The organism is Nocardioides limicola, assembly GCF_016827675.1.
Taxonomy (GTDB): Bacteria; Actinomycetota; Actinomycetes; order Propionibacteriales; family Nocardioidaceae; genus Nocardioides; species Nocardioides limicola.
Window position 1 is genome coordinate 1 of the sequence record NZ_JAERJA010000001.1, and the last position, 22212, is coordinate 22212.

The window sequence follows — 22212 nt, forward strand, 5'->3', positions numbered from 1 at the left end:
ACGAGGCACTGACCCGGTTCGACCCCGAGGAGGCCGAACAGCGCCGCCTCGACGGCCTCGAGGGTCGCCGGGTCGACATCGACCTCGATGACCTGATCGATGGGCAGGTCTGCCACGCCCGCGTAAACGGGGTCATCGACGCCGCCGACGCGCTCGACCTCCAAGAAGCCCTCACCACCCTGGCCGCGCAGTACCGCGACCTGGGATCCCTGGAATCGTTGAACGTACGCCGCGCCAAAGCCCTCGGCGAGCTGGCCCGCACCCAACTCCACCTCCACCTCGACGACCGCGGGGACAGTGGCGGGGGTCTCGAGACACCGCGGGTGACGGAGCGGTGGGTCGGTGGTCGAGTGTCGGCGAGGGACGAGCCGATGTATCGAGGCCACCCACCCGGCGGGTGGTGTTGCATGTGCATCTGTCCGAGGATGCGGTTCAGGGGTTCGGGGACGGGATCGCCCGGGTGGAGACGATCCTGGGGAAGCGGGATCGGTTGGTGACGTTTGAGCAGCTCACCGAATGGTGTGAGGGCGCCCAGGTCACCGTCCAACCCGTCCTGGATCTTCACGAGACGTTGATGTCGACGGGGTATCAGCCCTCGGGCAGGTTGCGGGAGCAGGTGGTCGGGAACAACCCGACGTGTGTGTTCCCGCACTGCCACCGGCCGGCCAGGACCAGCGATCTGGACCATGTCGAACCCTGGCGCGACGACGGTGGCGGTGGCCGGACCGACTCCACGAACCTGGCGCCGTTGTGTCGTACCCACCACAGGGCGAAGACCCACCTGGGGTGGACCTACACGATGCTGATCCCTGGTGAGTACCTGTGGACCAGCCCCCAAGGCCGCTCGTATCACCGTGGACCCGACGGCAGCAGTCCCGTCGACCCACCACGAGATACACCCCGCCCCTGACCCCGCACCCCCACCGGCTGCGGGGCCACCGGCCTGCCCCGTGCCACCCGGGGGTGGCCTCGATACACCGCCTCGCAAGCTCGGCGGCACTCGACCACCGAACAGGCGCGGCACTCGACCACCGAGCACGGTGGTGTGGTTCGGCGGTCGAGTAGCGAGCGTCAGCGAGCGTCCGCGCGACCTCGGGGGTGGCCTCGATACACCGCCTCGCAAGCTCGGCGGCACTCGACCACCGAACAGGCACGGCACTCGACCACCGAATGCAGGCGGCACTCGACCACCGAATGCAGGCGGCACTCGACCACCGGACAGGCGACGCATTCGGCCAGCAGGGGGGACTACGCCCACTCGCCGGGGCCGACTACGGCGTACCGCGAACACACGAACGCGCCGTTGCGTCCGGTCTCGAGGAGTCGCAGCGCAAGCCGTCGAGGCAGGAGCGGTCGACCCGAGCCCAGGGTGACCGGGGCGACGTAGGTGATCACCTCGTCCAGCAGGCCGGCGTCCGCGAACTGCCCGGCCAGATCGCCGCCTCCGACCACCCACAGATCCTTCCCCTCGGCTGCCGCCGCCATCTCGTCGTACACGGTGGCGACCGGCCCGGCCGCGAACCGTACGTCCGCCCCGGCGACGGGCGCCAGGTCGCGGCTGGTCATCACCCACGTCGGGATTCGGTAGGGCCACACCGACCCGGTCTCCGTGACCATCTCCCGCTGGTGGTCGAGCACCCACTCGTACGTCGTGGACCCCATCACCACCGCGCCGATGCCGGCGAAGAACTCGTCGTAGTTGAAGAGACCGTCCCGTTCCTGCTCCTGCGGGAACAGCCAGGCGAGCGAATCCTCGGGGTCGGCGATGAATCCGTCCAGCGTGGTCGCGGTGTAGTAGGTCAGCGTCGGCATCTCAGTGTTCCTCTCCGTCGGCTTCACCACGCAGTGACCGCAGCCATCCGATCGGGTCCCCGTCGTCGGTCTCCACCCCGGCGGCGCGGAACAGGTGCCGAGCGAGCAGGCGCCGGTGCGCGCTGAAGGCGAGCACGTGGGTGAGGACATGGGCGAGCTGGAAGCTCTCCGGAGGCTCGCAGCGCGCATCGATCAGCCGGTCGTCCCAGGCGCCTCGACGTTCCAGGTCCCGCACCATGGCGAGCCAGCGCGGCGCGGTGGCCTCGTGCCGTTCCCACAGGTCGACCGCCTCGACATGCTCCGGCTGCGGCGGCATCGCGTCTCCGTTGATCGCAGCCAGCCACACCTCGCGGGTCCTCACGTGATGTGACAGCACCTGAGCCAGCGACTCCTCCGGGCCGTCCCACGCCAGCACCACCAGGCCGGGCATCCGCACCCGGTGGAACTCCGCAGGGTCCACAGCCTTGGCGAGGTCGAGCAGGTACCGGGTGTCGCCCAGGTCGTGGCCGACCAACTGTTCGGTGAGAGGGTTCATGGCCTGCTCCGTGGAGTGCACCCACAACGACATGGGCGGGTGGAAATGGATGCCGTTGGGCGCCGGCAGCCAGTGCCCGGCACCCGGGCTGCTCGGCGGATGCCCGAAGGCGCGCGAGAAGGCCCGGCTGAACCCCTCGACCGACTCGTAGCCGGCCGCCCAGGCGGCCTCGGTGACACTGCTCCCGTTCCCCAGTTGCCAGGCGGCGCGTTCCAGCATCAGCCGGCGTCGCATCGCCACCGGGGCCTCGCCGGTAGCGCCGGAGAGCAGCCGGCTGAAGTGGTACGGCGAGGAATGGGCGCCGTCCGCCATCTCGCCCAACGTCCGGTTGTCCTCGTCGAGGGCCGCGTCGAGCAGTTGGCGAAGCCGATCACGATCACTCATGCGGACCAGTCTGCGCGGTGACGCCACCTCGCCCCTTGACCGTCCTTGCTCAGCTGGTCGCTATCTGTCCCGCTTGGTGGCGGCGGCCGCCAGAGCCCGCAGGGCGTCCTGGGCGACCGCGCTCACCCCGGACCGCTCCAGCGCGGCCAGCGAGGTGGCGGCGAGTTCATCGATCATCGACTCCACCTGGAGACGCGCCCCGGAGGACTCGATGACCTCGCACAGTCGCGCCACCTCGGCGGCGGTCAACTCCTTGCCCAGGGACCGGTCCAGCAGGTCCGCGTCCGCAGCGGCGGCGGACTCCAGGGCCAGCGCGATCAGGACGGTGCGCTTCCCCTCGACCAGATCGTCGCCGGCCGGCTTCCCAGTGCTGGCCGGGTCCCCGAAGACCCCGAGCACGTCGTCGCGCAGTTGGAAGGCCTCGCCCAGCGGCAGCCCGAAGGCAGTGAGCTCCTCGATCGTCCCCGGGCCCGCACCGGCCAGCGCGGCACCGATGTGCAGCGGCCGCTCGATCGAGTACTTGGCCGACTTGAACCGCAGCACCGTCATCGCGGTGGCCACGTCGGCGCGGCCACGCGCCTGCACCGACACATCCAGGAACTGGCCGGCGACCACCTCGGTGCGGCACACGTCGAAGAAGTCCAGGCCCGTGCCCACCTGCGGCAGTCCACTGTGCCGCAGGAGCTCATCGGCCCACGTCAGCAACAAGTCACCGAGCAGGATGGCGGTGGCGGTGCCGTACTGCTCGGGATCCCCGGTCCAGCCGTCGCCTCGGTGCTGCGCCGCGAACGCCCGGTGGGTCGCCGGCCGGCCGCGCCGGGTGTCGGAGTCGTCCATCACGTCGTCGTGCACCAAGGCGCTGGCATGCAGCAACTCCAGGGCGGCGCAGGCCCGGAACAGGGCGGCGGGATCGGCCACCTCGGGCTGAACCGCCCGATAGCCCCACCAACAGAACGCGGCGCGCAACCGCTTGCCACCCGCGACCGTCACCCGGGCCTCATCCAGCAACCGGGTCGCGTCAGCGCCCAACGGCGCCAACCGCTCCTGCTGAGCCGCCAGGAACTCGTCCAGGGTCTGCTGGATCGAATCCCGGAAGGAGGCCGCGTCCCAATGAGTGCTCACGGCGCGAGCGTATCCGGCGTCCGATCTGGCCCGGTCGGTGGACAAAGGTCCCGACGCGGGGAGTCGCCTCTACGCTTTGACCATGGTCGATGTCACTGACGAACGCAGCATCGCGGCGCGGATCCGCGCCGGCCAGCAGTCGTTCTCGTTCGAGTTCTTCCCGCCCAAGGACGACGAGGGCGAGAAGGTGCTGTGGCAGTCGATCTCCGAACTCGAGCCGCTCAAGCCGACCTTCGTCTCGGTCACCTACGGGGCCGGTGGCCAGACCCGTGACCGCACGGTGGCGATCACCGGCCGGATCGCCAGCGAGACCAGCCTGTTGCCGATGGCACACCTCACCTGCGTCGGTCACACCAGCGACGAGGTCCGCAGCATCCTCGCCGACCTCACCGACGCCGGGGTACGCAACGTGCTGGCGCTCCGGGGTGACCCGCCGGCCGGCCCCGGGACCCCCTGGGTGGGCACCGAGGGAGGCGTCGACTACGCCAGCGATCTGGTCGCACTGATCAAGGAGACCGTCGGCTCCTGCGTGGGCGTGGCCGCGTTCCCCGAAGGGCACCGGGACGCGCCGACCCTCGACGACGATGCCAAGGCACTGCGCGCCAAGTACGACGCCGGTGCGGAGTTCGCGATCACCGAGATGGTGTTGCGGGCCAGCGACTATTTCGGACTGGTGGAGCGCGCCCAGGACCACGGGGTCGACTTCCCGATCCTGCCCGGCATCATGCCCATCCTGAACTACAACTCGATGCAGCGGATGGTCGAGCTCTCCGGCCGAGAGATCCCCGACGAGGTCCGAGCGCGGCTGGAACCGCTCCGCGACGACCCGGCCGCGTTGCGGGCCGAGGGCATCCGGATCGCCACCGAGTTGTGTCAGGACCTGCTCGCCGGCGGCGCACCGGGGCTGCACTTCTACACGTTGAACCGGTCCAAGGCGACCCGGGAGATCTTCGCGGCGCTGCGGCTGGGCGACTGAGCCTGCCTCAGCGGGCCGGCCCGATCGCCTCCGCGACCAGCGCCGCCGACAGGCCGACGAACGGGATCCCGGCTCCGGGTGTCGCGTGCGCCCCGGCGGCGTACACCCCCGGCACCGGGGTGGCCGGGCCGACTCGTTCGGTGACCGTGGACCGCCCCTGCCAGAGCACGCCCATCGGTGAGCCGGCCCAGTGCTCGGCCTGCTCCTTGGGAGACCGGTCGATCCGGGTCACCAGGTGCCGCCGCACGTCCAAGCCCTGGCGGGCCATCGCGTTCAGGATGTCCTCGGACAACCGACCCCGACCGAGCACCGTCCAGGCCGCTCCGCCCTCGGGCGCTCGTCCGCCGGGTCTCACGGTCAGCTCCGCGTCGCCGTGCAGCACCACCTCGGAGGTCAGTTCCGGGATCTCGCCGTCCAGGCCCAGGTGGCAGACCACCGGCGGGATCGCCGGCATCGTCCGCGCCACGTGCCGGGCCAGCACCGGCAGTCGGCGCGGATCGATCGCGCACACCACCACGTCGGTGTCCACCGGACCCGAGTCGGTGGCCACCGCGACCACGGCGCCCTCGCGCAACACCACGTCGGTGGCCGTGGTCTCGGTCAGCACCCGCACCTTCCGGGTCTCCAGCCGGGCGGCCAGGGCGTCGCGCAGTGCCACCATCCCGCCGGGGATCGTCCAGGCTCCGAAGCGCTGCTCGACGTAGGCGTGCATGCCCATCCAGGCCGGGACGTTGCGAGGGTCGTGGCCGCCGAGCACGAACGGGTAGGCCGCCACCTGGCGCAGGCGCGGGTCCCGGAAGGTCTTGCGGAGACGCTTGTAGACCGACTCTCGGCTGCGCAGCAGGCGCTGCACCTGCTTGCTGGTGGTCTCCGGCAGCAGCGGCCGCTCCAGGTAGTCGCGACGGATCAGGTCCCAGTCGTCGGCGAAGGAGGCGACGTAGTCGCACCACAGGTCGCCGAGTCCGGCCTCGAGTTCCTCGAAGGCGTCGTACTGCACCCCTCGGGAGCCGCCGGGCAGCCGAACGCTGCTGCCGTCGGCGAACCGGTGCTCGCGGATCAGGTCCACGGCGACCAGGTCCAGTTCGGCGTCGAGTTGCCGGCCGGACTTGCGGAACAGGTCCCGGACCACGCCCGGCAACAGCGTGGTGGTCGGGCCGGTGTCCCAGGTGAACCCTCGGGCACTGATCGAGTCCAGGGCGCCGCCGAGGGTCGGCAGCCGCTCCACCAAGGTCACCTCGTGACCGAGCTTGGCGAGCCGTGCCGCGCTGGCCAGGCCGCCGAAGCCGCCGCCGATCACGGTCACCCGGGCCATCTCAGGCCACCTCGATCTCGGTCGCGTCGGTCATCTTCAGCAGCTCCTCGTAGGTCGTGGAGAAGACGGCGGCCGGGTGGCCGGCCGCCGCCCAGATGACCGGGTGTCGTTGCAGCCACACGTCCAGGTACGTCGGCAGCGGGGCAGGGTGCGCGATCGGGGAGACGCCGCCGATCACCTGGCCGGTGTGCTGGCGGACGAACTCGGCTGCGGCGCGCCGCAGCGGCGGCAGGCCGAGGTCAGCGGCCACCTTGTCGGTGTCCACCCGGTGGGCGCCGGAGGTGAGCAGCAGGACCGGGGAGCCGTCGGCGTCGAAGACCAGGCTGTTCGCGATCGCGCCGACCTCGCAGCCGAGCGCCTCGGCGGCCAGGGCAGCGGTGTGCACCGAGTCGGGCAGCACCACCACGTCGCCGGTGCCGCCACGTCGCCCGAGCTCGGCGCGGAAGCGGGTGATCGACTCGTGCTCGCTGGTCATGGACGAAGGCTACTGGGCGACCTCGTCGGCACTTGACCGGTTGTCGGAGGGGAGGTGTAACGTAGATCGTGCTTCGAAAGTATGTTCGAAGTTGGCGTGGTTGGTGGGGTCGAGTGAGAGCAACGGAAGAGGTGCACTGTGCGCAAGTACGACGACCCCGTGGATGTGCGACGAGGCGGTGACGGGCCGGAGCAGTTCCTGTGGCACGGCCGGTTGTGGAAGGTGCGTGAGGTGATCGCCCACTGGGTGGAGACCGGCGCCTGGTGGCAGGCGGCGGTCGGCGCCGAGGGGCCGGTGGACCTGGTCGCCGAGCGGGAGCTGTGGCGGGTGGAGGCCGGCCGGGGCGTGGCCTCCGGCGTCTTCGACCTGGCCCTGGACAGCACCGACGGCCACTGGCAACTCGTCGGCTGCGCGGACTGAGGGGGAGCGATGCAGACCAGTCCACACCTGCTGCCGGCCACCACACACGCCCAGTTGGCGCGTGCCGCTGAGTCGCTCCGGGAGGCGATCACCAGCACCGACGTGCCAGCCCGGTACGCCCACGCCCATGTCGCCGCGCTCCGGGCCGCAGCCGCGCTGCTCGCCGCCCGGGCCAGGCCCACGCCGGGCAGCCGTCCCCAACGCAACGCCTGGGTGCTACTGGCCCGAGTGGCCCCCGAACTGGCCGAATGGGCCACCCTGTTCGCTGCCGGGGCGTCCAAACGGGCTGCCGCCGAGGCCGGCTCCCGGCGGGCGGTCACCGAACGCGAGGCCGACGACCTGATCCGGGAGGCAGACCGCTTCCTGGCCGTGGTCGAGACCAGCCTCGGGCTGGCTCCGCACGCCCGGATCGAGCAGCAACTTCCGTGGCGTGCCGCGGCGGGAGCATGAGCGATCCGTTCGTCCACCTGCACGTCAGTTCCGGGTACTCCCTGCAGTACGGCGCCTCGCACCCGCACCTGCTGGTCGAGCGGGCCGCGGACCTGGAGATGGACACCTTGGCGCTCACCGACCGGGACGGTCTCTATGGCGCGGTGAAGTTCGTCAAGGCCTGCCAGCGCTCCGGGATCCGGCCGGTGCTGGGGGTGGACCTGGCCTACCGCTGGCCGGGGCCCGAGCAGCGACTCGACGGGCGCGGTCGGTCGGTGGTGGCCGAGCCCAGGCGGACTCCGGCCCGCGGCGGCGCCTTCCGGGACCCGCGGCTGCCCCGACTCACCCTGCTCGCCGACGGGCGAGCAGGGTGGGCGGCGCTGTGCCGGCTGGTCTCCGCGGCCCATGCGGCGGCGACCGAGCGTGGACGCCCGGTCCTCGACCCGACACTGATCGGCGAACATGCCGCACACGTGCGGGTGCTGCTCGGCCCGGACTCGGAGCCGGGACAGCACCTGGCCGCCCGCCGCCACGATCTGGCCCGGGTCGCCCTGGCCCGGCTGTCCGACCTGGTGCCACGTCACCACCTGGTGATGGAGACGGTCTCGCATCGGCTGCCCGGGCATGGACCGGGCAGCAGCATCCATGCCGCCCGGATGCTCGGCCTGGCCGCGGAGGCAGGAGTGGGGACGGTGCTCAGCAACCAGGTCAGATATGCGGCCCGCGACGACGCCCCGATCATCGACATCCTCGACTCCGCCCGCCGACTGGTGCCGCTGGGGTCGGTGGACCTGCGCGACCCCGGCCCCACTCGTGGCCGCGGCAACGCCGAGGGCTACCTGAAGTCCGGCAAGGAGATGACCGAGATCGCCGAGGACATCTGCCGGGCCGCCGGTCTCGCCGATGCCGAGGCCACCCGGCTGCTGGCCAGGAGCCGGAGCGTCGCCGACCAGTGCGTGCTGGAGCCGGCCGATCTGGGGATGGGGCGCGCCCACCTGCCGGAGCTGGGCGTCGCCGGGGATGCGGACGCCATGCTCCGGGCGGCCTGCGAAGCGAGCATCGAGCGACGCTACGGTGCCGCGCCCAGGCTGCGGATCTGGAGCCGGCTCGACCACGAGCTGCAGATCATCGGCCAGCTCGGCTATGCGGCGTACTTCCTCACCGTCGCCGAGGTCACCGACCTGATCCGCGACCTGGGGGTGCGCTGCGCCGCCCGCGGATCCGGTGCCGGCAGCCTGGTCAACCACCTGCTCGGCATCTCCGCGGTCGACCCGCTGCGGCACGACCTGCTGATGGAGCGGTTCTGCTCACCGCTGCGGGCGACCCTGCCCGACATCGACCTGGATGTGGAGTCGGCCCGCAGGACGGAGATCTACGACGCGATCCTGGCCAGGTTCGGCTCCGACCGCTGCGTCTGCGTCTCGATGCGGGACACCTACCGAGTCCGGCACGCGGTCCGCGACGTCGGCGCGGCCATCGGTCTGCCGCCCACCGAGATCGACGCGATCGCCAAGGCGTTCCCGCACATCCGGGCCCGGGACGCCCGGGCCGCGCTGCGGGAGCTGCCCGAACTGCGGAACGCCGGGCTGGACGCCGGCCACCTGGACGTGCTGCTCCGACTGGTGGAACGGCTCGACGGGCTGCCCCGACACATCGCCCTGCACCCCTGCGGGGTGATCCTCTCCGACGCCACCCTGCTGGACCGCACCCCCGTCGAGCCCAGCCACGCCGGCTACCCGATGAGCCAGTTCGACAAGGACGACGTGGAGGACCTCGGCCTGCTCAAGCTCGACGTACTCGGCATCCGGATGCAGTCGGCGATGGCCCACGCGATCGCCGAGGTGGAGCGGGTCGACGCCGTCACGATCGACCTCGACGAGGTGCCCTACGACGACCCGGCGACCTATCGGCTGATCAGCGAGGCCCGCACCCTCGGCGTCTTCCAGATCGAGTCCCCCGGGCAGCGGGAGCTGATCGCCAAGTCCGGGATCGACACCTTCGAGGACGTCATCGTCGACATCTCCCTGTTCCGCCCCGGGCCGGTGAAGAGCGACATGGTCAGGCCCTACCTGGAGGCCAAGCAGGGCTGGAAGCAGGCGGTCTACCCACACCCCCAGCTGCGCGGCATCCTCGGGCCCACCCACGGGGTGGTGGTCTTCCACGAGCAGGTGATCGAACTGATCGCCACCTTCGCCGGGGTCAGCCATGCCGAGGCCGACGTACGCCGTCGGATGCTCGGCGACGTCGACGGGATGGCCGACACCAGGATCTGGTTCCACACCCGAGCGCTGGCGCGAGGCTACGAACTGGCGCTGGTGGAGCGGATGTGGGCGGTGCTGGCGGCCTTCGCCTCGTTCGGGTTCTGCAAGGCCCATGCCGCGGCGTTCGCGGTGCCCACCTTCCAATCGGCCTGGCTCAAGGCACATCACCCGGCAGCGTTCCTGGCCGGAGTACTCACCCACGACCCAGGCATGTATCCGAAACGACTGATCCTCGACGACGCCCGCCAGTGCGGTCTTGAGGTGCTCGGTCTCGACGTCAATGTCAGCGGCCGGCACTACACCGTGGAGCGGACCGAGCGCGGGTACGGCATCCGGATCGCATTGGGGGAGGTGAAGGGGATCAGTGACGCGGAGATCGAACGGGTGCTGGCCGGGCGTCCGTACAGTTCGCTGGCCGACTTCTGGCACCGCGCCCGGGTCTCCCGGCCGGTGGCCGAACGACTGGTGGAGACCGGCGCCCTGGACCGGTTGCACGGGATCACCGACTTCCTGACCCGTCGCGGTCGCCCCACCCGCCGCGACCTGCTGCTGCAGATCAACACCCTCGACCGGGCCAGCCGGTCGGCCGGTCTGGTCGGGCAGCTCGCCCTCGACCTGGACGGTGGTGAGGTCAGCCACGGACTGCCCGAGATGGCCGCCGACGAACGACTCCGCGCCGAGCTCGAGGTGCTGGGTCTCGATGTCAGCACCCACGTGCTCACCGAGTACGCCGACTTCCTCGCCGCTCTCGGAGTGACCCGGAGCCGGGATCTCCTCGGCCAGCGCAGCCGCGCGGACCTGCTGGTCGCCGGGGTCAAGGTTGCCACCCAGACCCCGCCGGTCCGCTCCGGACACCGGGTGGTCTTCCTGACCCTCGACGACGCCACCGGACCGGTCGACGTCACCTTCTTCTCCGACGCCCAGGGGCCGTATGCGGCGACCGTCTTCGGGTCGTGGCTGCTGCTGGTCCGTGGTGAGTTGCGGCGTACCGGATACCGGGGGGTCTCGCTGCGCGGCACCGGCGCGTGGGAGTTGACCGAACTCCGGGAGTTGGCCCGGCATCAGGGCCTGGAGGCGGTGCGGCGACTGATCGAGTCGACACCTGCCGGGCAGCCGGAGCGGCCGGAGCAGCCACGCCGGGTGCTCACGCACACCAGCGGTTTCGCGATGTCGCCGTACTCCGACATCCGGCCCGCCGGTGAGGACGTCCGGCAGGTGGCCCGCAAGCTGTGGCATCGCAGTCCGGGGAGTCCGGGGTGAATGGCGTGCACAGGTCCCCGCTCGCTGACGCCGGGGCACTAGGGTGGGACCCATGGTCGGCCCGGCATCGCTCCTCGCCCGCACCGCAGTGGTCTGGGACGCTCTCGACGAGGTCCTCGCGGCCGGAGGGTGCGACGTACTCGACATCGGTGGAGGCACCGGGGTCTCCGCAGTCCGGATCGCCGAGCAGGGGCACCGGGTCACCGTGGTCGATCCCAGTCCCGACGCCCTCGCCGCGCTCGGCCGCCGCGCCGCCGAGGCCGGGGCCGAGATCACCAGTCAGCAGGGTGACCTGGCCGATCTGGTCGACCTGGTGGCGGCCGACTCCTTCGATCTGGTGCTCTGTCACGGCGTGCTCGAAGTGGTCGACGACATCCCGGCCGCACTGGCCGCGATCGGCACGGTGCTGCGCCCCGGTGGCGCGCTCAGCCTGCTGGTCGCCCAGCAGCACGCGGCCGTGGTCTCCCGGGCGCTGGCCGGCCACTTCGGCCAGGCCAGAGAGCTGCTCGACGATCCCGGAGTGCCGGACGGGCGGCACCGCAGCGGGCGACGCTTCACCGTGGAGGGGATCACCCGACTGCTGCTCGACGCCGGGTACGCCGCACCTCAGGTGCACGGCGTCCGGGTCTTCACCGATCTGGTGCCCGGCTCGCTGCTCGATGCCGAGGCGGGCGCCGGTCAGGGGTTGCTCGACCTGGAGCGTGCCGTCGCCGGTCGTCCGGAGTACCAGGTGCTGGCCGCACAACTGCATCTGCTCGCTCGGCGCTGAGTCCCGGACCGTCCCGACAGGACGGCGATGAGGCCCCCCGACGGGTCGGAGGCGTCGGTGATCCTGCACGTGGACATGGATGCCTTCTATGCCTCGGTGGCGTTGCGGGACCGTCCTGACCTGGCCGACCTGCCGGTGGCGGTCGGGGGCGCCGGCCGGGGCGTGGTGCTGTCGGCCAACTACGTGGCCAGGGCGGCAGGGATCCGGTCGGCGATGCCGATGTCGCGGGCTCGTCGTCTCTGCCCGTCCCTGGTGGTGCTGCCGCCGGACTTCGCTGCCTTCGAGCGCAGTTCGGCGGCGGTCCGGGAGATCTTCCGTCAGGTCACCGACCTGGTCGAGGTCATCTCCTTGGACGAGGCGTTCCTCGACGTCTCCGGTGCGGTACGCCGGCTCGGCACCCCGTGGCAGATCGCTGAACTGATCCGGGCCCGGATCCATGACGAGCAACGGATCACCTGCTCGGTCGGTGTCGCCCCCACCATCTCGGTGGCCAAACTGGCCGGTCGCCTCGCGAAGCCGGACGGGGTGGCAGTGGTCGCCCCGCACCAGGTGATCGGGTTCCTGCATCCGCTCGATGTCGGAGAACTGTGGGGGGTCGGGGAGCGGACCCGGGCCAGACTCGTCCGGCTCGGCCTGATCACCGTCGGTGACGTCGCGCACACCCCGCTGCCGGTGCTGCAGCAGATCCTCGGCATCGCTGCCGGTGGGCACCTGCACCGGCTGGCCTGGGGTGCCGATCGGCAGCGGGTCACCCCGAGATCGGGGCCGCATGCGCCGGAGCGCAGCACCGGGGCCGACCACACCTTCGCCCAGGACGTGGACGATGCCGAGGTGATCCGGCGGGAGTTGCTGCGACTTTCGGCGAAGGTGGGTCGTCGGGTCCGGGCCGTGGAGCTCTCGGGGCGTACCGTCACTCTCCGGGTCCGGTTCGCCGACTTCACCACCCTCACCCGATCCCGGACCCTGGCCGAGGCCACCGACCGCACCGGGGAGATCCATCGGGCCGCCTGCGGTTCCTTCGAGGCACTCGGCCTGCAGCGGGCCCGGATCCGGTTGGTCGGAGTGCGATTGGAGCAACTGGTGCCGACCCGGAGCGTGCACCGACAACTGGTGTTGGGAGAGCCGGAACGAGGCTGGTCCGAGGTGGAGCAGGCGATGGACGCCGCCACCCGCCGGTTCGGTCGGGCCGCGGTTCGCCCGGCCAGTCTGATCGGCGCCGACTCGGCTCAGTGAGTGAAATAGCGGGACCGCAACTACCGACTTTGCCGCGGGCTGCCTAGACTGGGGGACACGGACCACCACGGTCCGGAAGGTCGATCAGGGAGGAACCGTGCCGCTCTCGGAAGAGGAGCTCCGGGCGCTCGAGCAGATGGAGCGCGCCCTCGCCGACGAGGACCCCAAACTCGCTTCGGCGTTGCGGGGTCCTGCCCGGAACAGGTACTCCCGTGGACGTGGCCTGCTCGCCGTCGCCGTCTTCGTGGGCGGCATCGGCCTGCTGTTCGCCGGAGTGATGATCCCGCAGATGATCGTCGGGGTGATCGGCTTCGTGGTGATGCTGGGTTCGGCGATGATCGCCCTCGGCGCGTTCCGGCAACCGCCCCCGGACAGCACCGCCCGTGAGACCAGCACCGGTTTCGGAGTGATCGACGGCGGCAAGAAGTCACGCCCCGGCCGCGACAGCAGCAACTTCATGGACCGGATGGAACAACGCTGGCGCAAGCGCCGCGAGGGCGGCTACTGACCGGATCGGGTCACTCCCGGCGGGTCGGCCACAGCGAGGCGGGAAGCCAGTCGGCGCGTCGACGACGCTGGTGCGGCGCCCCCGCCCTGAGTCCGGCCACCACCTCGTCGGTGTCGGCATGCAGATCCGTCGCCACGGTGACCCCGCCGGTCGCCGAGTAGCGCTGCTCCTCCAACGCCCGGACCAACCGGTCCAGGGCGGCGGCAGCCGCCGGGTTGGTCTCCGGTCCCCGTTCGGGACGCACCGGATCGCGGTGCTCCGACGGGGTGGCGAACCACCCGGCCACGACGAGGGCCGCCTCCTGGGGGGACCGGCCCCGCGGCACCTGGTAGCCGAGATCGAGGGCAGCGTCGCGCATCTCCTGCCAGGCGTCCTCGGCGGTGGCGCCGGCTCGCCTGCGCGTTCTCCGCCGCCGCATCCGCAGCACCCGCGGCACGCAGGCCAGCAGGGCGGCGACCCCCACCAGTGCGGCGAGCACGGCCAGGCCACGCCAGGGCACCCCCGCCTGTCCGGTGTCGTCCCCGGTGCTCGGCTGCTCCTCATCCGGCAGCTCCACGCCGGGATCCGGAGGTGCGGTGGTCGGTTCCGGTGTCGGCGTCGGAGCGGCCGTCGGATCGGGGACGCCCGGCTCCACCTCCACGCGCTCGGTGTAGCCGGGTGCCGCCACTGCTCGATCCGACGGGGTGGGCTCGAAGAGCACCCAGCCGTGCCCGCGGATGAAGATCTCCACCCAGGCGTGCAGGTCGTGTGCGGAGTACTCCCATTCGCCGTTGTCGAGGCGTTCGCCGGCGAGGAAGCCGATCGCCACCCGGGCCGGGATCCCCAGGCTGCGGGCCATGGCGGCCATCGCGGCGGCGAACTGCTCGCAGTACCCGGTCCGGTCGACGGTCAGGAAGTTGACCAGGTCGTCGGAGCCGCTGCCGGGGGCCACGTCCAGGGAATACGTGAAGCCGCCGTCACTGCGGAACCACCGCTGCAGCGCCACCGCCTTCTCGAAGTCGCTCTCCAGGTCGGCGGTGACCTCCTCGGCGAGAGCCTCGACCACCTGGGGCAGCCCGCCCGGCAACTCGATGAACTGCGGGTCGACGAGCAGTCTCCCCGGCAGTGCCAGGCGCATCCGCTCGCCGTCGAGATCGAGTCGCATCCCGGTGGCCCGGTACTCCAGGCCCGCGGTGTCGGTGCGCGTTCGGGCGGCCAGGAAGTCCATGGTGGCCAGGTCGTAGCGCCAGTCCCCGGTGGCCTCGACGGCAAGCGCCGGGGTCGGCACCGGAAGCCAGGTCGAGGTGAACTCCCCGGTGGCCCGGAGCTCCCATTCGTGACTTCTGCTGGTGATATTGGCCAGCACGCCCTGTGGTGGCGGCATCGGACCATCCGCGCTCTGATCGCTGGGGATGTCCCGGTCGCCGGGGGACCAGACGCTGCCGGCGAAGCGGTTCAGCACCGCGATCCGCAGGTACGACGGGTCCGGGTCGTCGGTGCGCACCCGCATCAGGGGCACGTCGTCGGGGCGCCGCAGGTCGCGGCGCAGGTCGGCCATCGGGTTGGTCAGCGTGACCTGCTCACGGCCGCCGGAGCCCGGGCCCAGGCCGAAGCCGTCCAGTCCGACGGTCGGCACCACCAACGCTCCGGTCACCGCGAGTGCCGTCGCCGAGACGGCGACGCCACCGGCCAGCACCGAGTGCCGCAGGCGTCCGGAGCCGCTGCCGGCGCGCCGCCCCCACGCCCGGACCCGGCCCGCCTGGTCCAGCGCCAGCACCAGGCACAGGCCCAGGGCGGTCGCCGCGAACACCCCCCACCCGGGATCGCCAGTGACCGCGACCGGCACCGCCAGCATCGTCAGCAGCGGCAGGGCGACCAGGGAGGGTCGTCGCCAGGTGCTCGCCAGGGCGTCGACGACGAGCACGAAGCCGGCCCCGAAGACCAGCAGCAGCGGATCCACGCCCGGCCCGTCGACCGGGACCGGGGCCTTGTGCAGCCGCGCCGACTCCACCGCTGCCGCGATGGCGTCCCGGGCCGCCGCCAATGCGGAGGGGTCGGGCAGCCAGGAGCCGGCCAGAAGGCCGACCAGGGCCCACCCGGTCACCACCAGTTGGGCCGGCACCAGGACCAGGGCCGGCACCCGCCGGTTCCGGCCGAGCTCACCGGAGACGGCGACCAGCGCGGCCACGCCGAGGAGGGGCAGCAGGTACCGTTCGGGGCCCTCGCTGAAGCCACGCCAGGCGAGCGTGGCGACCACCGTGGTCACCGCCGCGACCGCGGTGATCAGCAGCCGGTTCACGAGGCACCTCGGCCAGGTCGCGAGGACAGTCGTTGCCAGGCTGCCGGCAGTGAGTCGCCCGCGCCCACCTGCACGGCCCGCCACCGCAACCCGAGCACCGTGGTGAGGGCCGACGGGGCCGTGGACCGTGCGGGCGACGCCCAGGCGGCGGTGTCCAGGCAGATGGACAGTGCCTGACTGGCGTGGCTGCGCAGTTGGCGCAACCACGCCGTGTCTCCCGGGTGCAGCGAGCCGAGGATGGTGACGGCCAGGCCGCCCTGGCCGGTGTCGCCGAGCCAGGCGGGGTCGAGCACCTCGTGGTCGACCAGGTCCACCACCGCCAACTGCTCGAGCAGCGTGGTCGAGGCGGCGGCCAGGTCGTGCCAGCGGGTGTGGTCGGCCGCGTCGGCAGTGAGCAGTCGCACCGTCCAGCCTCGCCGGCTCAGGTGCTCGGCGATCGAGGCCGCGACGATCACCGCGGTCTCGAACGAGGAGGCGCTGCCGATGCCCCGATGGGAACGGTCCCGGTTGTCCAGCACCAGGGTGGCCCGGGACTGCCAGGGCTGCTCCTCGCGGCGGACCATCAGTTCACCTGCCCGGGCGGTGCTGCGCCAGTGCACCCGGCGCAACTCGTCGCCGCGCCGGTAGTCCCGGACGGTGACGTCCTCGGGGCTGCCACTGGCGAAGGCCCGGGGCCGGTTCTCGCCGGCTCCGGTCCACGCACCGTCGAGATGGATCGGCGGCAGTTCGATGACCCGGGGGGTGACCACCAGCGGCGTCACCTCGGACTCGGTGTGGCTGCGGGTGGCCATCCCGAACGGATCGGAGTCGACCAGGGTGAGAGGTCCGATCAGGTGGTGCCCGCGCAGTTCCGAACGCACCTGGTAGTCCAGGGTGCCCTGCCAGCCCCTGCGTGGGGCGATCAGGGTGAAGCGGGGGCGGGAGCCCAGTGCATAGGGGAGTTGTTCCTCGACCCTGAGCACGCCGTACCGCCGTCCCGAGGGGTTCCGCAACCTCAGTCGCACCTGGGCGGGCTGGCCCGCGGCCACCACCTTGGGTGAGACGGAGCGCTGCACCTGGAGGCGTTGCCGGTGCCCGGCGAGGGTGAGGGCGGCGAGCAGCGGCAGCAGGCACGCCAGCAGTCCGGCGCGGACCAGCGAGACCTCGTCGACCAGCACGGCGCAGAGCACCGCGGTGGCGCCACCGGCCAGGAACGCGCGCCCGCGCAGGGTGATCGAGCTCCAGAAGTCGCGCATCAGGGTTCGGGGACCGGCACCGTCGCAACCAGGGCGGTCAGGATCGAGGCGGTGTCCCGGCCGTGCATGGTGGCCTCGACGGTGGGCAGCAGTCGATGCGCCAGCACCGGACCGCTCAACTGTCGTACGTCGTCGGGCAGCAGGTAGTCGCGGCCAGCGAGGGCGGCGGCGGCCTTGGCGGCCCGGATCAGGTGCAGGGTGGCTCGGGGGGAGGCGCCCAGGGTGAACTCCGTGGTGCGGCGGGTGGCTGCCACCAGAGCCACGGCGTACCGCTCCACCGGATCCGAGACATGCACCCGGGTGACGATCTGGATCAGCTTCGAGATCTCGGCGGCGTCGGTGACCGGCTCCAGGTCGTCGAGGGGGTCGGCGCTGGCGTGGCTGCGCAGCATCGCGATCTCGCTGGTCTCGGTGGGGTAGCCCATCGAGGTGCGCACCATGAACCGGTCGCGCTGCGCCTCGGGGAGGACGTAGGTGCCCTCCATCTCGACCGGGTTCTGGGTGGCGACCACCATGAACGGCTGCTCGAGCCGGTAGGTGGCGCCGTCGACCGATACCTGGTGCTCCTCCATGCACTCGAGCAGGGCTGACTGGGTCTTGGGGGAGGCGCGGTTGATCTCGTCGCCGATGACCAGGTTGGCGAAGATGCCGCCGGGCCGGAACTCGAACTCCCGGGTCTGCTGGTTGAACACCGACACGCCGGTCACGTCCGAGGGCAACAGGTCGGGGGTGAACTGGATCCGGCGCACCGAGCAGTCGATGGAGCGGGCCAAGGTCTTGGTCAGCATCGTCTTGCCGACCCCGGGGACGTCCTCGATGAGCAGGTGGCCCTCGGCGAGCAACACCATCAGCGCGGTGTCGATCACCTCGGTCTTGCCCTCGATCACCCGCTCGATGTTCTGCCGGATCCGGGTGGCGGCCCGGGCCACCGTCCCCACATCTGCGCTGCCTTGCGCGGTCATCGCACTTCTCCCGTCTGCGTGTGTCTCCCACCGTATCTGCCGGGGTGTGGTGGGGGCTCGGTGACGCGGCAGTGGAGGCGCCGGGGAGAAAGACACCAGAAGAATGGTTGATCGTGGGGGAAAGTGGCGTATGGTGGTGCGCAGTGGAGGGAAAGTCCCCGATCGGAGGTGTCGGATGTTCTTCGGCACCCACACGCCCAAGTTGGACGACAAGGGGCGACTTTTCCTTCCGGCGAAGTTCAGAGAGGAACTGGCTGAAGGGCTCGTGGTGACCCGAGGGCAGGAGCGCTGCCTGACGGTCTGGTCGATGACCGACTTCTCCAGGTTGACCGACCGGCTCCGTGAGGCGCCGGTCACCAACAAGGGGACCCGGGACTACGTCCGGATGTTGTTTGCCGCCGCCTCACACGAGGTGCCGGACAAGCAGGGACGGATCAACATTCCGCCGCCGTTGCGCGAGTACGCCTCGCTCAGCAAGGACGTGATGGTGATCGGTGCCATGAACCGGATCGAGATCTGGGATCCGGGCGCCTGGCAGACCTACTCCGAGGAGCAGGAGCAGAAGTTCTCCGAACTCAGCGACGAGGTCTTCCCGGGCATCTGAAGCCAGCACAACTGAAAAGCACCAACCAGCGCAGCGTGTGTCGCGCGAGGTCCTGGCCCGCTCCAGGCATCTGGGGCAACTTCCCCGGTTCCAGAAGCACGGAGCGGGCATGGACCTGGCGCGATACCCGGCCAGCAGTACCGAGCACGACGAACGACGAGGGGTCGACACCGATGAGCAGCACGCCAGCACCCACCCGTCCGCGGGTGCGCCAGCAGGCCCGTGAGGCGCTGGCGGTGATGGCCTTCTCGTTGGCTGCCTCGATGGCCTGCTGTGTGGCTCTGCTGCTCCTCTCCGGACTGGGCAGGTAGGCCCCCGCGATGAACGATCTCGCCCACGTCCCGGTCCTGCTGGACCGGGTCGTTGCTCTTCTGGCACCGGCACTGGAGCCACCCCGCAGTGTGCTGGTCGACGCCACCCTCGGGCTGGGCGGGCACAGCGCCGCCGTCCTCGAGGCCTGCCCGACCGCCCGAGTGATCGGCATCGACCGGGACGTCGACGCGCTGGCCCTGGCCGGTGAGCGGCTCGCCGAGTACGGCGACCGGTTCACCGGGGTGCACGCGGTCTACGACGAGATCGGCCAGGTGCTCGCCGAGCGGGGCCTCGACCGTGTCGACGCGGTGCTCTTCGACCTGGGCGTCTCGTCCATGCAGCTCGACCGGGTCGAGCGCGGCTTCGCCTACCGCACCGATGCGCCCCTGGACATGCGGATGGACCCCGAGCGCGGCCGGTCCGCTGCCGACGTACTCAACACCTACCCCGTCGAGGAACTGTCCCGGGTCCTGCACGTGTACGGCGAGGAGCGCTTCGCACGACGGATCGCCGCCGCGATCGTCCGGGCCCGGGAGACCGAGCCGTTCACCACCTCGGCCCGGCTGGTGGAGCTGCTCTACGACAGCATCCCGGCCGCCGCGCGGCGCACCGGTGGACATCCGGCCAAGCGCACCTTCCAGGCGCTGCGGATGGAGGTCAACGACGAACTCGCGGTGCTGCGCCGAGCGCTGCCCGCGGCTATCGAGGCGGTCGGAGTCGGCGGTCGGGTGGTGGTGGAGGCCTACCACTCCCTGGAGGACCGGCTGGTCAAGCGCACCTTCGCCGAGGTCACCAGCACCGATGTCCCCGACGATATGCCCTTCGTGCCGGAGGGCCACGAACCCGAGTTCCGCCGGATCACCCGCGGTGCCGAGAAGGCCGACGCCGACGAGATCGCCGCCAACCCGCGCGCCGCCTCGGTCCGACTCCGGGCCGTCGAACGGGTCCGCGCCACCCGGCCCGGACATGAAGACCCAGACAGCCACCAGAAGGGAGCCACTCGATGAGCACGCCGGCCGTCCAGTACCGCCGCAGGACCAAGCTCGCCGAGGCGGCGGGCAGGCGCGCCCGGCTCACCGTGGCTCCTCGCCCCCGACCCTCCCGCGCCAGCCGGGTGCCGTTCATGACCCTGGTGACCCTGCTCCTGATCGGTGGCGTGGTGGGCCTGCTGCTCTTCAACACCTCCATGCAGCAGGCGTCGTTCGCGGCCACCTCGCTGGAGCACCAGGCCCGCGTCCTCACGGCCCAGGAGCAGACGTTGCGGATGGAGTTGGACACCCTGCGTGATCCGCAGCGTGTCGCCGAGACCGCGCAGCGGATGGGGATGGTGCCGGCCACCAGCCCCGCGTTCCTCGACCTGGCCACCGGCCGGGTCCTCGGTGAGCCCCGGCCGGCCACGCCCCAGGACGGGATCAGGATCCAGCCGCTGCCCACCCCCAAGCCGCGTGAGCTGAGCCCGCCACCGCGCATCATCGAGGTGGCCCCACCGACCCGGGCCGAGCGGCGGGCGCAGCGACAGGCCGACCGACTGGCAGAGCAGCGGGCTGAGCGGCGGGCGGCTCGCCGCGGAGGTGGCGGCGAGTGAGCAATGCCCGTGCCTCGGCCGCGCTGCGGCTGCGTGTCGGCTTCCTGGTGATCGCCATCGTCTTGTCGGTGCTCGGCGCGAGACTGGTCCAGCTCCAGGCGATCGACCCCAAGTCGTACGCCGTGATGGCGGCCACCGAAGGCACCGTCACGGTGACCCTGCCGGCCAGCCGGGGGACCATCAGCGACCGCAACGGACTGGCACTGGCGCACTCGGTGGACGGGCTGATGGTGGTGGCCGATCCCACCCTCACCGACGAGGACGCGCCCGAACTCGCCACGTTCCTGAGCCAGCGCCTCGACGTGGACTACTTCGGCACCCTGCAGCGGTTGCGCCGGACCGACTCCCGGTTCCAGTACATCGCCCGTCGGGTGCCTGCGGCCATCGCCCGGGACGTGGTCGCCGAGGCCCGCGAGCTGGGATACGCCGGGCTGAGCACCCGCGACGACCCGGTGCGGGACTACCCGACCGGAGACGTGGCGGCGAACCTGCTCGGCTTCATGGGCGCCGACGGCGATCCGCTGGCCGGCCTGGAGCTCACCTTCGACCGGACGCTGTCCGGCACTGACGGTTCCGCTCGCTACCAGGTGGGGTTCGGCAACCGGATCCCGCTCGGCGAGAGCACCGTGGTCCCGGCGCGTCACGGCGACGACCTGCAGCTGACCATCGACGGGGACCTGCAGTGGTTCGTGCAACGGGTGTTGCGCAGCACCGTGGAGGGCGCCCGCGCCGAGTCCGGCGTCGCCATCGTCATGGACACCCGCACCGGGGAGATCCTGGCGCTGGCCGACCATCCGACGTTCGATGCCCGGGCACCGCTCGAGGCGCCGAAGGCGGATCTCGGTTCGCGGGCGATGCAGGACGTCTACGAACCGGGCTCGGTGGAGAAGGTGCTGACCATGGCGGCACTGCTCGATGCCGGCAAGGTGACCCCGCAGACCCAGATCGAGGTGCCGCCCAACATCCGCCGCTCCGGCCGCACCATTCGCGACCACTGGCAGCACGGTGACATCCGGCTCACGCTGGCCGGTGTGCTGTCGAAGTCCTCCAACGTCGGCACCATCCTGGCCGCCAGCGAGTTGACCCGCGAGGAGCTCCACGACTACCTGGTCCGCTTCGGTCTCGGTGCCCGCACCGACGTGGGTGTGCGCGGTGAGACACGGGGCCTGCTGCCGGACGTGGCCAACTGGTCCCAGCTCAGCCACGACACGATCGCCTTCGGTCAGGGGCTCTCGGTGAACGCGCTGCAGATGATCGCGGCCGTCAACGCGGTCGCCAACGACGGCGTCCGGGTCGATCCGAGCCTGGTCCGTGGTGTCGCCACCACCGACACCGGCACCGAGGTGGGCACCGACACCGCGACGTCCACCCGGGTGATCAGCAGCCAGGCCGCACGCGACACCGCGGAGATGATGGAGTTGGTCGTCGACCCCGAGGCCGGTGTGGCGCCGCGCGCCCAGGTGCCCGGCTACCGGGTGGCCGGGAAGACCGGAACAGCTCAGCGGGTGGGGGCGGACTGCGGCTGCTACGACGGCACCTTCACCGTCTCCTTCGCGGGGTTCGCCCCGGCGGACGACCCCCGGTTCACCGTCTACGTGGTGGTGCAGAACCCCGGGACCCGCGGCGGCGGCGGCTCCATCACCGGTCCCGCATTCGCCAAGATCATGGGGCACCTCCTGCACCGGTACGCCGTACCACCCACCGGGACACCGGGCACCGACCTGGCGCACGAGTGGTGAG

The 22212-nt window shown here is 71.3% G+C and carries 22 protein-coding genes; 13 read left to right on the top strand and 9 right to left on the bottom strand.

Going from position 1 to position 22212, the window contains the following annotated elements; all coding sequences use genetic code 11:
• On the bottom strand, positions 1 to 278 hold a 278-nt coding region (locus JKG67_RS00005), incomplete at its 3' end, for a hypothetical protein (protein WP_203335224.1).
• A 56-nt stretch (positions 279 to 334) separates the two neighbouring features.
• Here JKG67_RS00005 and JKG67_RS18980 point away from each other — a divergent pair.
• Positions 335 to 910: an HNH endonuclease signature motif containing protein gene (locus tag JKG67_RS18980; RefSeq protein ID WP_307816340.1), complete on the top strand. Its 576-nt coding sequence runs from the start codon at positions 335 to 337 to the stop codon at positions 908 to 910.
• Positions 911 to 1248: 338 nt separating this feature from the next.
• On the opposite strand, the gene JKG67_RS00015 is transcribed toward JKG67_RS18980, so the two are convergent.
• From JKG67_RS00015 to JKG67_RS00025, 3 genes are read right to left on the bottom strand one after another with little or no spacing between them, the layout of a single operon-like run.
• Positions 1249 to 1812: a dihydrofolate reductase family protein gene (locus tag JKG67_RS00015; RefSeq protein WP_203335225.1), complete on the bottom strand. Its 564-nt coding sequence runs from the start codon at positions 1810 to 1812 to the stop codon at positions 1249 to 1251.
• 1 nt (position 1813) lies between these two features.
• Positions 1814 to 2731 (bottom strand): helix-turn-helix domain-containing protein, encoded by a 918-nt coding sequence (locus JKG67_RS00020; protein WP_203335226.1) that lies wholly within the window; start codon positions 2729 to 2731, stop codon positions 1814 to 1816.
• Positions 2732 to 2791: 60 nt separating this feature from the next.
• Entirely contained in the window at positions 2792 to 3853 is a 1062-nt protein-coding gene (locus tag JKG67_RS00025) for a polyprenyl synthetase family protein (protein WP_203335227.1), read from the bottom strand.
• Positions 3854 to 3935: 82 nt separating this feature from the next.
• Between JKG67_RS00025 and metF the strand changes: the two genes are divergently transcribed.
• A complete protein-coding gene (gene metF, locus JKG67_RS00030) occupies positions 3936 to 4829 on the top strand; it encodes a methylenetetrahydrofolate reductase [NAD(P)H] (protein WP_203335228.1) in 894 nt (297 codons plus the stop codon).
• A gap of 7 nt (positions 4830 to 4836) precedes the next feature.
• Here the strand turns inward: metF and JKG67_RS00035 are convergent, their stop codons facing one another.
• On the bottom strand, positions 4837 to 6141 hold the full coding sequence (locus JKG67_RS00035) for a phytoene desaturase family protein (RefSeq protein WP_203335229.1): 1305 nt from the start codon (positions 6139 to 6141) through the stop codon (positions 4837 to 4839).
• Position 6142: 1 nt separating this feature from the next.
• Entirely contained in the window at positions 6143 to 6616 is a 474-nt protein-coding gene (locus JKG67_RS00040; protein ID WP_203335230.1) for a YbaK/EbsC family protein, read from the bottom strand.
• A 138-nt stretch (positions 6617 to 6754) separates the two neighbouring features.
• Here JKG67_RS00040 and JKG67_RS00045 point away from each other — a divergent pair, with 138 nt between their 5' ends.
• From JKG67_RS00045 to JKG67_RS00070, 6 genes are all read left to right on the top strand, one after another.
• The gene (locus JKG67_RS00045; RefSeq protein ID WP_203335231.1) at positions 6755 to 7036 is read left to right on the top strand and encodes a DUF6504 family protein; all 282 of its coding nucleotides are present in this window, start codon (positions 6755 to 6757) and stop codon (positions 7034 to 7036) included.
• A gap of 9 nt (positions 7037 to 7045) precedes the next feature.
• The gene (locus tag JKG67_RS00050) at positions 7046 to 7486 is read left to right on the top strand and encodes an SAV_6107 family HEPN domain-containing protein (RefSeq protein WP_203335232.1); all 441 of its coding nucleotides are present in this window, start codon (positions 7046 to 7048) and stop codon (positions 7484 to 7486) included.
• The gene (locus JKG67_RS00055; protein ID WP_203335233.1) at positions 7483 to 10986 is read left to right on the top strand and encodes a DNA polymerase III subunit alpha; all 3504 of its coding nucleotides are present in this window, start codon (positions 7483 to 7485) and stop codon (positions 10984 to 10986) included. Before JKG67_RS00050 ends, JKG67_RS00055 begins: the two co-directional genes overlap by 4 nt.
• 52 nt (positions 10987 to 11038) lie before the next feature.
• A complete protein-coding gene (locus tag JKG67_RS00060; protein ID WP_203335234.1) occupies positions 11039 to 11755 on the top strand; it encodes a methyltransferase domain-containing protein in 717 nt (238 codons plus the stop codon).
• A gap of 27 nt (positions 11756 to 11782) precedes the next feature.
• On the top strand, positions 11783 to 12988 hold the full coding sequence (gene dinB / locus JKG67_RS00065) for a DNA polymerase IV (protein ID WP_203335235.1): 1206 nt from the start codon (positions 11783 to 11785) through the stop codon (positions 12986 to 12988).
• Positions 12989 to 13085: 97 nt separating this feature from the next.
• Positions 13086 to 13496: an SCO2097 family morphological protein gene (locus tag JKG67_RS00070; RefSeq protein WP_203335236.1), complete on the top strand. Its 411-nt coding sequence runs from the start codon at positions 13086 to 13088 to the stop codon at positions 13494 to 13496.
• Positions 13497 to 13506: 10 nt separating this feature from the next.
• On the opposite strand, the gene JKG67_RS00075 is transcribed toward JKG67_RS00070, so the two are convergent.
• The 3 genes from JKG67_RS00075 to JKG67_RS00085 are packed head-to-tail and all read right to left on the bottom strand — an operon-like array spanning position 13507 to position 17971.
• A complete protein-coding gene (locus tag JKG67_RS00075; protein ID WP_203335237.1) occupies positions 13507 to 15774 on the bottom strand; it encodes a transglutaminase TgpA family protein in 2268 nt (755 codons plus the stop codon).
• Positions 15771 to 17009 (bottom strand): DUF58 domain-containing protein, encoded by a 1239-nt coding sequence (locus JKG67_RS00080; RefSeq protein ID WP_203335238.1) that lies wholly within the window; start codon positions 17007 to 17009, stop codon positions 15771 to 15773. Before JKG67_RS00080 ends, JKG67_RS00075 begins: the two co-directional genes overlap by 4 nt.
• Positions 17009 to 17971, bottom strand: coding sequence for an AAA family ATPase (locus JKG67_RS00085; protein ID WP_203335239.1), 963 nt, complete (start codon positions 17969 to 17971; stop codon positions 17009 to 17011). The genes JKG67_RS00080 and JKG67_RS00085 overlap by 1 nt, the downstream gene beginning before the upstream one ends.
• 175 nt (positions 17972 to 18146) lie before the next feature.
• Between JKG67_RS00085 and mraZ the strand changes: the two genes are divergently transcribed.
• The 5 genes from mraZ to JKG67_RS00110 all read left to right on the top strand — a co-directional run bounded on the left by mraZ (position 18147) and on the right by JKG67_RS00110 (position 22211).
• Positions 18147 to 18575: a division/cell wall cluster transcriptional repressor MraZ gene (gene mraZ, locus JKG67_RS00090; RefSeq protein WP_203335240.1), complete on the top strand. Its 429-nt coding sequence runs from the start codon at positions 18147 to 18149 to the stop codon at positions 18573 to 18575.
• Positions 18576 to 18748: 173 nt separating this feature from the next.
• Complete coding sequence (locus JKG67_RS00095; RefSeq protein WP_203335241.1) at positions 18749 to 18886, top strand: hypothetical protein; 138 nt, start codon at positions 18749 to 18751, stop codon at positions 18884 to 18886.
• A 9-nt stretch (positions 18887 to 18895) separates the two neighbouring features.
• On the top strand, positions 18896 to 19894 hold the full coding sequence (rsmH, locus tag JKG67_RS00100; protein ID WP_203335242.1) for a 16S rRNA (cytosine(1402)-N(4))-methyltransferase RsmH: 999 nt from the start codon (positions 18896 to 18898) through the stop codon (positions 19892 to 19894).
• Entirely contained in the window at positions 19891 to 20472 is a 582-nt protein-coding gene (gene ftsL / locus JKG67_RS00105) for a cell division protein FtsL (protein WP_203335243.1), read from the top strand. Before rsmH ends, ftsL begins: the two co-directional genes overlap by 4 nt.
• Entirely contained in the window at positions 20469 to 22211 is a 1743-nt protein-coding gene (locus tag JKG67_RS00110) for a peptidoglycan D,D-transpeptidase FtsI family protein (protein ID WP_307816342.1), read from the top strand. Before ftsL ends, JKG67_RS00110 begins: the two co-directional genes overlap by 4 nt.
• Position 22212 lies beyond the last annotated feature (1 nt).